This is a genomic window from Pseudomonas plecoglossicida NBRC 103162 = DSM 15088 (genome assembly GCF_000730665.1).
In the GTDB taxonomy this organism is placed as follows: domain Bacteria; phylum Pseudomonadota; class Gammaproteobacteria; order Pseudomonadales; family Pseudomonadaceae; genus Aquipseudomonas; species Aquipseudomonas plecoglossicida.
In genome coordinates this window covers 25,121-37,418 of record NZ_BBIV01000003.1, presented here as the reverse complement: position 1 = coordinate 37,418, position 12,298 = coordinate 25,121, and the positions used below count along the sequence as shown (strand labels likewise).

The 12,298-nt window shown below is 63.9% G+C and carries 11 protein-coding genes; 9 read left to right on the top strand and 2 right to left on the bottom strand.

From position 1 onward, the window contains the following. The first annotated feature begins 263 nt into the window (after nucleotides 1-263). The 6 genes from gcvH (at nucleotide 264) to PPL01S_RS01630 (ending at nucleotide 7,314) form a co-directional block, all read left to right on the top strand. Nucleotides 264-647, top strand: coding sequence for a glycine cleavage system protein GcvH (gene gcvH / locus PPL01S_RS01655; RefSeq protein ID WP_016392191.1), 384 nt, complete (start codon nucleotides 264-266; stop codon nucleotides 645-647). An 11-nt stretch (nucleotides 648-658) separates the two neighbouring features. Then, nucleotides 659-3,514, top strand: coding sequence for an aminomethyl-transferring glycine dehydrogenase (gcvP, locus tag PPL01S_RS01650; RefSeq protein WP_028625185.1), 2,856 nt, complete (start codon nucleotides 659-661; stop codon nucleotides 3,512-3,514). 131 nt (nucleotides 3,515-3,645) lie between these two features. After that, nucleotides 3,646-5,022, top strand: coding sequence for an L-serine ammonia-lyase (locus PPL01S_RS01645; protein WP_016392189.1), 1,377 nt, complete (start codon nucleotides 3,646-3,648; stop codon nucleotides 5,020-5,022). A gap of 27 nt (nucleotides 5,023-5,049) precedes the next feature. Beyond that, nucleotides 5,050-6,171, top strand: a complete 1,122-nt coding sequence (gene gcvT / locus PPL01S_RS01640; RefSeq protein WP_028625184.1) for a glycine cleavage system aminomethyltransferase GcvT — start codon at nucleotides 5,050-5,052, stop codon at nucleotides 6,169-6,171. 355 nt (nucleotides 6,172-6,526) lie between these two features. After that, a complete protein-coding gene (locus PPL01S_RS01635; RefSeq protein ID WP_016392187.1) occupies nucleotides 6,527-6,736 on the top strand; it encodes a cold-shock protein in 210 nt (69 codons plus the stop codon). Nucleotides 6,737-6,825: 89 nt separating this feature from the next. Continuing rightward, nucleotides 6,826-7,314, top strand: coding sequence for an RDD family protein (locus PPL01S_RS01630; RefSeq protein ID WP_016392186.1), 489 nt, complete (start codon nucleotides 6,826-6,828; stop codon nucleotides 7,312-7,314). Nucleotides 7,315-7,439: 125 nt separating this feature from the next. On the opposite strand, the gene lptG is transcribed toward PPL01S_RS01630, so the two are convergent. After that, nucleotides 7,440-8,501, bottom strand: a complete 1,062-nt coding sequence (gene lptG / locus PPL01S_RS01625) for an LPS export ABC transporter permease LptG (protein WP_016392652.1) — start codon at nucleotides 8,499-8,501, stop codon at nucleotides 7,440-7,442. Further along, nucleotides 8,494-9,609, bottom strand: a complete 1,116-nt coding sequence (lptF, locus tag PPL01S_RS01620) for an LPS export ABC transporter permease LptF (protein ID WP_016392653.1) — start codon at nucleotides 9,607-9,609, stop codon at nucleotides 8,494-8,496. The genes lptG and lptF overlap by 8 nt, the downstream gene beginning before the upstream one ends. Before the next feature lie 289 nt (nucleotides 9,610-9,898). Here lptF and PPL01S_RS01615 point away from each other — a divergent pair, with 289 nt between their 5' ends. From PPL01S_RS01615 to PPL01S_RS01605, 3 genes are read left to right on the top strand one after another with little or no spacing between them, the layout of a single operon-like run. Beyond that, nucleotides 9,899-11,392, top strand: a complete 1,494-nt coding sequence (locus tag PPL01S_RS01615) for a leucyl aminopeptidase (protein WP_028625183.1) — start codon at nucleotides 9,899-9,901, stop codon at nucleotides 11,390-11,392. A 51-nt stretch (nucleotides 11,393-11,443) separates the two neighbouring features. Continuing rightward, nucleotides 11,444-11,872, top strand: coding sequence for a DNA polymerase III subunit chi (locus tag PPL01S_RS01610; protein ID WP_016392655.1), 429 nt, complete (start codon nucleotides 11,444-11,446; stop codon nucleotides 11,870-11,872). Nucleotides 11,873-11,877: 5 nt separating this feature from the next. Beyond that, nucleotides 11,878-12,243, top strand: a complete 366-nt coding sequence (locus PPL01S_RS01605; protein ID WP_016392656.1) for a hypothetical protein — start codon at nucleotides 11,878-11,880, stop codon at nucleotides 12,241-12,243. The last annotated feature ends 55 nt before the right edge of the window (nucleotides 12,244-12,298 follow it).

The window sequence follows — 12,298 nt, the reverse complement described above, 5'->3', positions numbered from 1 at the left end:
ATCGTATCGATTTCATTACACTGTATCGATTCCAATACGTGGCATTTGAGTGCGCGTGCACAAGGGTTTGATCCTCCGGCGGTTTTTGATCGCGCCCCACCTGTATCGTTTTCATTCCAGCAAAGTCAGCAGAGCGAATGAAATAAAATACTAAGTTATTGATTTTTAATATCTTTTTAAGAATGGCCGCATTCTTGCTTTGTAAACGCCAACCCAAGAGCGCGAACACACCGCGCCCCACGCCCTGCCCCCGAGGATTCCCCATGAGCGAGTTGCGTTTCACTGAAGATCACGAATGGCTGCGCACCGAAGCCGACGGCAGCGTCACCGTGGGCATCACCGCCTACGCGCAGAATGCCCTGGGCGATGTGGTCTTCGTGCAACTGCCGGAGTTGCAGCCGTACGACAAAGGCGCCGAAGTCTCCACCGTCGAATCGGTAAAGGCCGCCAGCGGCGTGTACATGCCTTTGGCTGGTGAAGTGATCGCCGTCAATGACGCGCTCAATGACAGCCCCGAACTGGTCAACGAAGACCCACTGGGTGAAGGCTGGTTCTTCCGTTTCATCCCCGCCGACGCCAGTGAAGTGGCCACCCTGCTCGACCAGGACGCCTACGACCGCCTGATCAAAGCCAACGACGACGCCTGAGGAACCTGACCATGACCATCAACCTCGGCACCGCCAACGAATTCATCGCCCGTCACATCGGCCCGCGCGCCGCTGACGAGCAGGCCATGCTGGCCACCCTGGGCTTCGACTCGCTGGAAGCCATGACCGCCGCGGTCATCCCCGACAGCATCAAGGGCACCAGCGTGCTCGGCAGCGAAGACGGCCAGAGCGAAGCCGATGCACTGGCCGCGCTGAAGGCCATCGCCGGCAACAACCAGTTGTTCAAGAACTACATCGGCCAGGGCTACTACAACACCCACACGCCGGCGCCGATCCTGCGCAACCTGCTGGAAAACCCGGCCTGGTACACCGCCTACACCCCGTACCAGCCAGAAATTTCCCAGGGCCGCCTGGAAGCGCTGCTGAACTTCCAGACCCTGATCAGCGACCTGACCGGCCTGCCGATCGCCAACGCCTCCCTGCTCGACGAAGCGACTGCCGCCGCCGAGGCCATGACCTTCTGCAAGCGCCTGTCGAAGAACAAGGCCAGCCATGCCTTCTTCGTCTCCGTACATTGCCACCCGCAGACCCTCGACGTGCTGCGCACCCGTGCCGAGCCGCTGGGCATCGAGATCGTGGTCGGCGACGAGCGCGAGCTGAACGATGTCAGCGCCTTCTTCGGTGCCCTGCTGCAGTACCCGGCCAGCAACGGTGAAGTGTTCGACTACCGCGAACTGGTACAGCGCTTTCATGCCGCCAACGCCTTGGTGGCCGTTGCCGCCGACCTGCTGGCCCTGACCCTGCTGACCCCGCCGGGCGAATTCGACGCCGACGTAGCCATCGGCAGCGCCCAGCGCTTCGGTGTACCACTGGGCTTCGGTGGCCCGCACGCGGCCTACTTCGCCACCCGCGATGCCTTCAAGCGTGACATGCCTGGCCGCCTGGTCGGCGTGTCGATCGACCGCTTCGGCAAGACCGCCCTGCGCCTGGCCATGCAGACCCGCGAGCAGCACATCCGCCGCGAAAAGGCCACCAGCAACATCTGCACCGCGCAGGTACTGCTGGCCAACATCGCCAGCATGTTCGCCGTCTACCACGGCCCGCAAGGCCTCAAGCGCATCGCCCAGCGCACCCACGCACTGACCGCGATCCTGGCCGCCGGCCTGAAGACCCTGGGCATCGAAGTGGTCGGCGAGACCGCCTTCGACACCCTGACCCTGGCCACCGGTGCCGCGACCGCGAGCCTGCATGAAAAGGCCCGTGCCCAGCGCATCAACCTGCGCCAGATCGACGCCAGCCATCTGGGCCTGTCGCTCGATGAAACCACCACCCAGGCCGATGTCGAAGCGCTGTGGCAGCTGTTCGCCGGCGACCAGGCTCAACCTGACTTCGCGGCCCTGGCCGCCAGCACCGGCTCGCGCCTGCCTGCCGCCCTGCTGCGCCAGTCAGCGATCCTCGAACACCCGGTGTTCAACCGCTACCACAGCGAAACCGAACTGATGCGCTACCTGCGCCGCCTGGCCGACAAGGACCTGGCGCTGGACCGCAGCATGATCCCGCTGGGCTCGTGCACCATGAAGCTCAACGCCGCCAGCGAAATGATCCCGGTGACCTGGGCCGAGTTCGGCAACCTGCACCCGTTCGCCCCCGCCGAGCAGAGCCAGGGCTACCTGCAGATGACCCAGGAGCTCGAGGCAATGCTGTGCGCCGCCACCGGCTACGACGCCGTGTCGCTGCAACCCAACGCCGGTTCCCAGGGCGAGTACGCAGGCCTGCTGGCGATCCGTGCCTACCACCGCAGCCGCGGCGAAAGCCATCGCGACATCTGCCTGATCCCGTCCTCGGCCCACGGCACCAACCCGGCAACCGCGCACATGGCCGGCATGCGCGTGGTGGTCACCGCCTGTGACGCCCGTGGCAACGTCGATGTCGAAGACCTGCGCGCCAAGGCCATCGAGCACCGCGAACGGCTGGCGGCGATCATGATCACCTACCCGTCGACCCACGGCGTGTTCGAGGAAGCGATCGGCGAGATCTGCGCGATCATTCACGACAACGGAGGCCAGGTGTACATCGATGGCGCCAACATGAACGCCATGGTCGGCCTGTGCGCCCCAGGCAAGTTCGGTGGCGACGTCTCGCACCTGAACCTGCACAAGACCTTCTGCATTCCCCACGGCGGTGGCGGCCCGGGCGTTGGCCCGATCGGCGTCAAGTCGCACCTGGCCCCCTTCCTGCCGGGCCATGCCCAGCTGGAAAACCGCGAGGGCGCGGTGTGCGCCGCACCGTTCGGCAGCGCCAGCATCCTGCCGATCACCTGGATGTACATCCGCATGATGGGCGGTGCCGGCCTCAAGCGTGCGTCGCAGATGGCGATCCTCAACGCCAACTACATCGCCCGTCGCCTGGAAGAGCACTATCCTGTCCTGTACACCGGCGGCAATGGCCTGGTCGCCCACGAATGCATCCTCGACCTGCGCCCGCTGAAGGACACCAGCGGCATCAGCGTCGACGATGTGGCCAAGCGCCTGATCGACTTCGGCTTCCACGCCCCGACCATGTCCTTCCCGGTGGCCGGCACGCTGATGATCGAACCGACCGAAAGCGAGTCCAAGGAAGAACTGGACCGCTTCTGCGATGCCATGATCCAGATCCGCGAAGAAATTCGCGCCGTGGAAACTGGCAGCCTGGACAAGGACGACAACCCGCTGAAGAACGCCCCGCACACTGCCGCCGAGCTGGTTGGCGAATGGGCCCATGGCTACAGCCGCGAGCAGGCGGTGTACCCGCTGCCGAGCCTGGTCGAAGGCAAGTACTGGCCACCGGTCGGGCGGGTCGACAACGTGTTTGGCGACCGCAACCTGGTCTGCGCCTGCCCGTCGATCGAGAGCTATCAGGACGCCTGATAGTGAGGGGCCGCTACGCGGCCCTTCGCCGGCAAGCCGGCTCCCACATGGACGGCGCTGTACCTGTAGGAGCTGGCTTGCCGGCGATCGAGTGCGCAGCACTCGCTTTTACCATCTGGAGGGAACGAGCAATGTCCCTGAGTGTCTTCGACCTGTTCAAGATCGGCATCGGCCCCTCCAGCTCCCACACGGTCGGCCCGATGCGAGCCGCCGCGCGCTTCGCCGAAGGGCTGCGCCGCGACGGCCTGCTGGCCCGTACTGCCAGCGTCAAGGCCGAGCTGTATGGCTCGCTCGGTGCCACCGGCAAGGGCCATGGCAGCGACAAGGCGGTGTTGCTCGGCCTGGAAGGCGAGCACCCTGATACCGTCGACACCGAATCCATCCCCGCTCGCCTGCAGGCAATCCGCGACAGCGGCCATCTGCGTCTGCTCGGCGAACACGGCATCGTCTTCGTTGAAAAGCAGCACCTGGCGATGATTCGCAAGCCGCTGGCCTATCACCCCAATGGCATGATTTTTCGCGCCTTCGACCAGGCCGGCCTGCAGATCCGCAGCCGCGAGTACTACTCGGTAGGCGGCGGTTTCGTGGTCGACGAGGACGCCGCCGGCCATGACCGGATCGTCGAGGACAGCACGCAACTCACCTACCCGTTCAAGACCGCCAAGGAACTGCTCGGCCACTGCACCGGGCAACACCTGTCGATGAGCCAGGTCATGCTGGCCAACGAAGCAGCCTGGCGTCCCGAGGCCGAGACCCGTGCCGGCCTGCTACGGATCTGGCAAGTCATGCAGGACTGCGTCGAGGCCGGTTGTCGGCATGAGGGCATCCTGCCGGGCGGGCTGAAGGTCAAGCGCCGTGCCCCGGCGCTGTACCGCCAGCTCAGCCTGCACCCGGAAGCCAGCCTGCGCGATGCCCTGTCGGTACTCGACTGGGTCAACCTCTATGCCCTGGCGGTGAACGAGGAAAACGCCTACGGCGGGCGTGTGGTCACGGCACCGACCAATGGCGCGGCGGGCATCGTCCCGGCGGTGCTGCACTACTACATGCGCTTCGTGCCGGGCGCCAGCGAGGACGGCGTGGTGCGCTTCCTGCTGACCGCTGCCGCGATCGGCATCCTGTACAAGGAGAACGCTTCGATCTCCGGGGCCGAAGTCGGCTGCCAGGGCGAGGTCGGCGTGGCCTGCTCGATGGCCGCCGGTGCCTTGTGCGAGGTAATGGGCGGTACGCCACAGCAGGTAGAGAACGCTGCCGAGATCGGTATGGAACATAACCTGGGCCTGACCTGCGACCCGATCGGCGGCCTTGTCCAGGTGCCGTGCATCGAGCGCAATGCCATGGGCTCGGTGAAGGCGATCAACGCCGTGCGCATGGCCCTGCGTGGCGACGGCCAGCACTTCGTGTCACTCGACAAGGTCATCCGCACCATGCGCCAGACCGGCGCCGACATGAAAAGCAAATACAAGGAGACCGCCCGCGGCGGTCTGGCCGTCAACATCATCGAATGTTGACCTGACAATAAAACCAAGGAGTCACCGATGTCCGAAACACTGCAAAAGACCCCGCTGCATGCCCTGCACATCGAACTGGGCGCGCGCATGGTGCCGTTCGCCGGCTTCGACATGCCGGTGCAGTACCCGCTCGGCGTGCTCAAGGAGCACCTGCACACCCGCGAGCAGGCCGGCTTGTTCGACGTCTCCCACATGGGCCAGATCATCCTGCGCGGCAAGGATGCAGCCCAGGCCCTGGAAAGCCTGGTGCCGGTGGATATCGTCGATCTGCCGGTGGGCATGCAACGCTATGCCATGTTCACCAACGAGCAAGGCGGCATCCTCGATGACCTGATGGTCGCCAATCTGGGCGATGACACCCTGTTCCTCGTGGTCAACGCCGCCTGCAAGGACCAGGACCTGGCCCACCTGCAAAAGCACATCGGTAACCGTTGCGAAATCCAGCCGTTGTTCGAGCAGCGTGCCCTGCTCGCCCTGCAAGGCCCTGCTGCGGTCAAAGTGCTGGCGCGCCTGGCGCCGGAAGTGGCCAGCATGACCTTCATGCAGTTCCGCCCGCTCCAGCTGCTCGGCCAAGACTGCTTCGTCAGCCGCTCGGGTTATACCGGTGAGGACGGATACGAGATCTCGGTGCCGGCAGGCGCCGCCGAAGACCTCGCCCGTCGCCTGCTGGCCGAAACCGAAGTACAACCGATCGGCCTGGGTGCGCGTGACTCGCTGCGCCTGGAAGCCGGCCTGTGCCTGTATGGCCACGACATGGACACCGGCACCACGCCCATCGAAGCCAGCCTGCTCTGGGCCATTTCCAAGGTGCGCCGCGCAGACGGCGAGCGCGCCGGTGGCTTCCCCGGGGCCGAGGCGATCTTTGCCCAGCAGCAGCAAGGCGTGACGCGCAAGCGGGTGGGTCTGCTGCCGCAGGAACGTACCCCGGTACGTGAAGGCGCGGAAATTGTCGATGCAACTGAAAAAGTGATTGGCAAAGTCTGCAGCGGCGGCTTCGGGCCGACACTCGGCACGCCGGTTGCAATGGGTTATGTCGATATCGAACATGGCGCACTCGACACACCACTGTATGCCATGGTGCGAGGAAAGAAGGTTGCCATGAAAGTCAGCAAAATGCCTTTTGTTCCGCAACGTTACTATCGCGGTTGAAGGCACTGTCTAAGGTTTGACGGCAGGTTCCAGATATTCGATTTCGAATCTGCCCAATAACTTTTGAACATGGCGCCAGGCCAGGCGCCATGCCGTTTCCAACAAATTGTTCGGTCACCGGAAAAAGCCTGATTTTCCATACGACCAAGGGCTTGTTTTTCGCTTGGGAGTTGGCGTAGAGTCACTGCACTGTGTTTGCATGGGTCGCAACAGTTCGTGACCTGGGCCAGTAGCCGCAATCTGCTACAACCCGTTCGACGTCTCTTACTTCCTGCAACCCAGCCCAGTACTCTTTCACTCTTTATAACGTGAAAGAAACTGTCATCAAAATTCAAGCTTCATAGGAAATAAGACAATGGCTGAGCGTCAGAACGGTACCGTCAAGTGGTTCAATGACGAAAAAGGTTACGGCTTCATCACTCCAGAGAGCGGTCCGGATCTGTTCGTGCACTTCCGCGCCATCGAAGGCAACGGCTTCAAGAGCCTGAAAGAAGGCCAGAAGGTCACCTTCGAAGCAGTCCAAGGCCAGAAAGGCATGCAGGCTGACAAAGTCCAGCCTGTCTGAGTACAAGCCTGACTCCAAAAAGCCCCTGCCATGTGCAGGGGCTTTTTTTGCCCGTAGAATACCGGCTTCGCCATCTGGAGCCGTTCTGCATGTCCAAGCCTATGCTCTCACCCCAGGGTGACTTCCCACCGGTCGGCCTCGGCCGGCGCCTGGCGGCGATGTTCTATGACTTCCTGCTGTGCACGGCGCTGCTGATCGTCACCGCCGGCGCCTACAAGATGATCCAGATGGCGATCATCGGCGAGGCCCGCATGCGCGAGCTCACCGAGGCAGGCGCGCTGGATGGCGACCCCCTGCTGTCGACGGTGCTGCTGTTCGTGCTGTTCGGCTTCTTTGCCAAGTTCTGGACCCACGGCGGGCAGACCCTGGGCATGCAGGTGTGGGGCGTGCGGGTGCAGAACACCGATGGCAGCGCGATCAGCCTGTGGCAGGCGCTGCTGCGCTTCGTGGTGTCGATCGCCTCGTGGCTGTGCCTGGGGCTGGGGTTCTTCTGGTCGCTGATCGACAAGCGCAAGCGCGGTTGGCATGACATCTATTCGGATACCCAGCTGGTGCGGGTGCCGAAGCGGAGCAAATAGCCAACTCATCGCCGGCAAGCCGGCTCCCACAGGAACTCCGCTGGCCTTGAGAGCGGCTTGCCGGCGATAGGGCCCCAATGAAAAAGCCGACCTTGAGGTCGGCTTTTTTTGTGTCGGTCAGGCCATCATCCAGCCCGGCGCAACAACCAGAGCCCCGCCAGGGCACACACCCCCGCCGGGATCACCACCGCCAGCAACGGCGGGAAGCCGAACACCTGGCTCGAAGGGCCCAGCAGGTCGCCGGCGATCCGGAACACGAAGCCCACCAGCACACCGGTGAACACGCGCTGGCCCAAGGTCACCGAACGCAGCGGCCCGAAGATGAAGGAAATCGCCATCAGCACCAGCGCTGCGGTCACCATCGGTTGCAGGACCTTGGTCCAGAACGCCAGCCAGTAGCGGGAGTTGTTCAGACCCTGGTCGGACAGGTAGTGGATGTAGTCCCACAACCCCGAGATGGACAGCGACTCAGGCGCCAGGATCACCGTATTGAGCAGCTCTGGCGTGACCGACACGTCCCAGCGCTCCTCAGGGGCCTTGACCACTTCGGTATGGTCGCCACGGAAATGGGTGGTGCTGACATCGCTGAGCAGCCAGTGGTCCTGGTTGTACTGGGCGCGGCGGGCAAAGCTCGAGGTGACGATCTTGCGCTCGCTGTCGAAGCGATAACGGGTCACGCCCAGCAGCAGGCCATTGGGCTGCACGGCGTTGATGTGCACGAACTCTTCACCCTGGCGGTGCCACATGCCGCGCTTGGAGCTTTGCGCTTCACCACCGCCCTGGGCCAGGGAACGGTCGGCCTGGGCCTTGTTTTCGGTAACAGGCGCCACGTACTCGCCGATCAGCACACCGACCAGCATCAGCACCAGCATCGGCTTCATCACCGCCCAGACGATACGACCGATGGAAACCCCGGCGGCCCGCATGATGGTCAGCTCGCTGCTGCTGGCCAGGCTGCCCAGGCCGATCAGACAGCCGATCAGGGCGGCCATCGGCAGCATGTCGTACAAGCGCCGTGGCGCGGTCAGCAACACGAAATTGCCCGCTTCCAGCACGGTATAGGTGTCACTCAGGTCGCTCATCTCGTCGATGAAGGCGAACAGCGATGCCAGGCCGAGGATGATCCCCAGCACGGCCAGGATGGCCATCAGCACGCTCTGGCCGATGTAGCGGTCGAGCTTAGCCATGGGCCACCTCCGCACGACGAGCGGCAAGCTTCAGGCGAAGCGGTTCCCAGTACATCAGCCCCAGGCCGATAAACAGGAACAGGCCGTGCACCCACCACATGCCCAGGGCGATCGGCAACTTGCCCTTCTCCAGGGCGCCGCGTACGGAAATCAGCATTGTCAGGTAGGCCATGTACAGAAGAATCGCCGGCAGCAGCTTGAGGAAGCGGCCCTGGCGCGGGTTGACCCTGGACAGCGGCACCGCCAGCAAGGTCACGATGAATACCAGGATCGGCAGCGAAATACGCCATTGCAGCTCGGCACGTTCGCGCAGGCCGTTCTGGCCGATCAGTTGCGAAGTCGGGATGGCTTCACGCTCGGTCACTTCCTCGCTCACTTCCGGCTTTGGCAGCAGCACGCCGTATGTGTCGTACTTGATGGCGCGGTAATCGGCCTGGCCAGGGTTGCCGTCGTAGCGATAGCCGTTTTGCAGCACCAGGTAGCGGTTGCCGTCGGCCTGCACTTCCTGATGGCCTTTCTCGGCGACCAGTACCGACGGTGCGCGGTCCTTGGTCTTGTCCTGGTTGAAGCGCTTCTCGGAGATGAACACCCCGGCGAGGTTGCTGCGATCGTCCGACAGCTCTTCGGTGTAGGTCACCCGCGAACCGTCACGCAGGGTCTGGAAGCGTCCGGGCACCAGGGTATCGAACTCGGTCAGGGCATCCTGCTGAGCAATGATCTTCTGCACCTGGGCCACACCCTGAGGCGCCAGGCCCAGGCTCAGCCAGGCAACCAGCAGCGCCACCAGGGCGGCAGGCACCATGGTCAGGCCGAGCAGGCGCTGCTGGCTCATGCCGGTGGCCGACAGGACCGTCATCTCACTTTCAAGGTACAACCGGCCGTAGGCCAGCAGGATGCCGAGGAACAGCCCCAATGGCAGGATCAGTTGCAGAAAGCCTGGCAGTCGGAAACCCATGATCAGGAACAGCACGCTCGGGTCGAGCACGCCCTGGGCGGCCTGGGCCAGGTACTTGATGAAACGCCCGCTCATGATGATCACCAGCAGCACGGCGCTGACGGCGCTCAAGGTCAGCAAGACCTCGCGGGACAGATAACGAAAGACGATCAAGCCAGACACTCCTGGGTTGTCAGGGGCGGATTGCCAAACAAAGGCTGACGACAGCCAAGACCAATGCCGGTTCGCCGAAGGCGAACCTCCATGTAAAGTGCGCGCATTATCCTGTGATTGGCCGCGCCTGTCACTTGGCCGCGCATGAAGGCAGACAACGGGGTTGTCAGCACACTTGCCAGAGGCTCAAACTGGCAGCTTTTCCACTGGTGCGCGAGCAAGCGGCCAGGCCCGTCCAGAGCGCGAGAACTCCAAGCGCCAACTGCAAAGATCATTCGGGGACCCTGACATGGAACTGGTTGTAAAAAGCGTAGCTGCTGCATCTGTAAAAACCGCCACCCTGGTCGTACCGGTGGGCGAAGGCCGCAAGCTTGGCGCTGTTGCCAAGGCCGTCGACCAGGCCAGCGAAGGCGCCATCAGTGCCGTACTCAAGCGCGGCGACCTGGCTGGCAAGCCTGGCCAGACCCTGCTGCTGCAGAGCCTGCCGGGCCTCAAGGCCGAGCGCGTGCTGCTGGTCGGCAGCGGCAAGGACGACGCCCTGGGCGACCGCGCCTGGCGCAAGCTGGTGGCGAGCGTGGCCGGTGTGCTCAAGAGCCTCAATGGCGCCGATGCGGTGCTGGCCCTGGACGACATTGCCGTCAACAACCGCGATGCCCATTACGGCAAGTACCGCCTGCTGGCCGAGACCCTGCTCGATGGCGAATACGTGTTCGACCGCTTCAAGAGCCAGAAAGCCGAACCACGCGCGCTGAAGAAGATCACCCTGCTGGCCGACAAGTCGGGCCAGGGCGAAGTCGAGCGCGCCGTCAAGCATGCCAGTGCCATCACCACCGGCATGGCCTTCACCCGCGACCTGGGCAACCTGCCGCCCAACCTGTGCCACCCAAGCTACCTCGCCGAGCAGGCCAAAGACCTGGGCAAGGCGCACAAGGGCCTGAAGGTCGAAGTGCTGGACGAGAAGAAGATCAAGGACCTGGGCATGGGCGCGTTCTACGCCGTGGGCCAGGGCAGCGACCAGCCGCCACGGCTGATCGTGCTCAACTACCAGGGCGGCAAGAAGGCCGAGAAGCCTTTCGTGCTGGTCGGCAAGGGCATCACCTTCGACACCGGCGGCATCAGCCTCAAGCCGGGCGCGGGCATGGACGAGATGAAGTACGACATGTGCGGCGCCGCCAGCGTGTTCGGCACCCTGCGTGCCGTCCTCGAACTGCAGCTGCCGATCAACCTGGTGTGCCTGCTGGCCTGTGCCGAGAACATGCCCAGCGGCGGCGCCACCCGTCCGGGCGACATCGTCACCACCATGAGCGGGCAGACCGTGGAAATCCTCAACACCGACGCCGAAGGCCGCCTGGTGCTGTGCGACACCCTCACCTATGCCGAACGCTTCAAGCCACAGGCGGTGATCGACATCGCCACCCTGACCGGCGCCTGCATCGTCGCCCTGGGCAGCCATACTTCCGGCCTGATGGGCAACAACGACGACCTGGTCGAGCAACTGCTGGACGCCGGCAAGCGTGCCGATGACCGCGCCTGGCAGCTGCCACTGTTCGACGAGTACCAGGAACAGCTGGACAGCCCGTTCGCCGACATGGGCAACATTGGCGGGCCGAAGGCCGGCACCATCACGGCGGGCTGCTTCCTGTCGCGCTTCGCCAAGGCCTACGACTGGGCGCACCTGGACATCGCCGGCACGGCCTGGATCAGCGGCGGCAAGGACAAGGGTGCCACTGGCCGCCCAGTGCCGATGCTGACCCAGTACCTGCTGGATCGCGCCGGCGCCTGACGGCGCAAGGCCGGTGGCGCCCGACGGCGCCGCCGGTCGGCTGAATGAATCATGAGCAAAGTCGATTTCTACATCCTGCCCACCGACTCGCTGTCGGCGCGGCTCGATTTCGCCTGCAAGCTGTGCGAGAAGGCCTGGCGCCTCGGTCACCGGGTCTACCTGCACTGCCAGGACGCCGAACAGCGCGAAGCGCTGGACCAACGCCTGTGGCGCTTCAAGGGCGAGGCATTCGTCCCCCACGACCTGGCCGAAGCCCATGCCGATGCCACGGTGGCCCTGGGCCTGGCCGACGATGCCGGTGAACACCGCGACCTGCTGATCAACCTGGGTGCCGGTGTACCCAGCTTCGTGGGCCAGTTCGAGCGGGTCGCCGAAATCGTGGTCGAGGAGCCCGGCGTCCGCCAATCGGCGCGCGAACGATTCCGTTTCTACCGCGAACAGGGCTATGCTCTGCAAGATCACCGCTTACAGCGACTTTGACGACGATGGACAAGCCTTCCGCCTTACCCGATTCCGCCCATCTGCTCGACGACCTCGAGTCGATTCGCCAGTTGCTGGGCGATGCCGACCTGCAGCCGCCATTGCTGACCGAGACGGTCGAACAGATTCCACTGTTGCTGGACACCCCGAGCGGCAACGCCGAGCCTGCACCAGAGCCGGTCAAGGCCGAGCCCGAGGATGACCCGCAGACCCGCCGCCAGGACACCCTGCTGCACCTGGAAGCCGAACTGCGTGCCGCGGCGCAGTTGATCATGCAGGACGTGATCAACGACTTCACCCCGCATATCGAGACCGAGATCAAGCGCCGACTGGATGCGCGCATCGAGCGGTTGATCCAGCGGTCCGAATAAGGAACAAGCCTGCACCGGCAACACAAGTACAGCTGTCGCCTGCGGCCCCCAGCTT

What these genes read in the sequence shown, in the direction of transcription:
- gcvH (WP_016392191.1), top strand. Translation starts at nt 264, where the DNA reads ATGAGCGAGTTGCGTTTCACTGAAGATCACGAATGGCTGCGCACCGAA.
- gcvP (WP_028625185.1), top strand. Translation starts at nt 659, where the DNA reads ATGACCATCAACCTCGGCACCGCCAACGAATTCATCGCCCGTCACATC.
- PPL01S_RS01645 (WP_016392189.1), top strand. Translation starts at nt 3,646, where the DNA reads ATGTCCCTGAGTGTCTTCGACCTGTTCAAGATCGGCATCGGCCCCTCC.
- gcvT (WP_028625184.1), top strand. Translation starts at nt 5,050, where the DNA reads ATGTCCGAAACACTGCAAAAGACCCCGCTGCATGCCCTGCACATCGAA.
- PPL01S_RS01635 (WP_016392187.1), top strand. Translation starts at nt 6,527, where the DNA reads ATGGCTGAGCGTCAGAACGGTACCGTCAAGTGGTTCAATGACGAAAAA.
- PPL01S_RS01630 (WP_016392186.1), top strand. Translation starts at nt 6,826, where the DNA reads ATGTCCAAGCCTATGCTCTCACCCCAGGGTGACTTCCCACCGGTCGGC.
- lptG (WP_016392652.1), bottom strand. Translation starts at nt 8,501, where the DNA reads ATGGCTAAGCTCGACCGCTACATCGGCCAGAGCGTGCTGATGGCCATC.
- PPL01S_RS01615 (WP_028625183.1), top strand. Translation starts at nt 9,899, where the DNA reads ATGGAACTGGTTGTAAAAAGCGTAGCTGCTGCATCTGTAAAAACCGCC.
- PPL01S_RS01610 (WP_016392655.1), top strand. Translation starts at nt 11,444, where the DNA reads ATGAGCAAAGTCGATTTCTACATCCTGCCCACCGACTCGCTGTCGGCG.
- PPL01S_RS01605 (WP_016392656.1), top strand. Translation starts at nt 11,878, where the DNA reads ATGGACAAGCCTTCCGCCTTACCCGATTCCGCCCATCTGCTCGACGAC.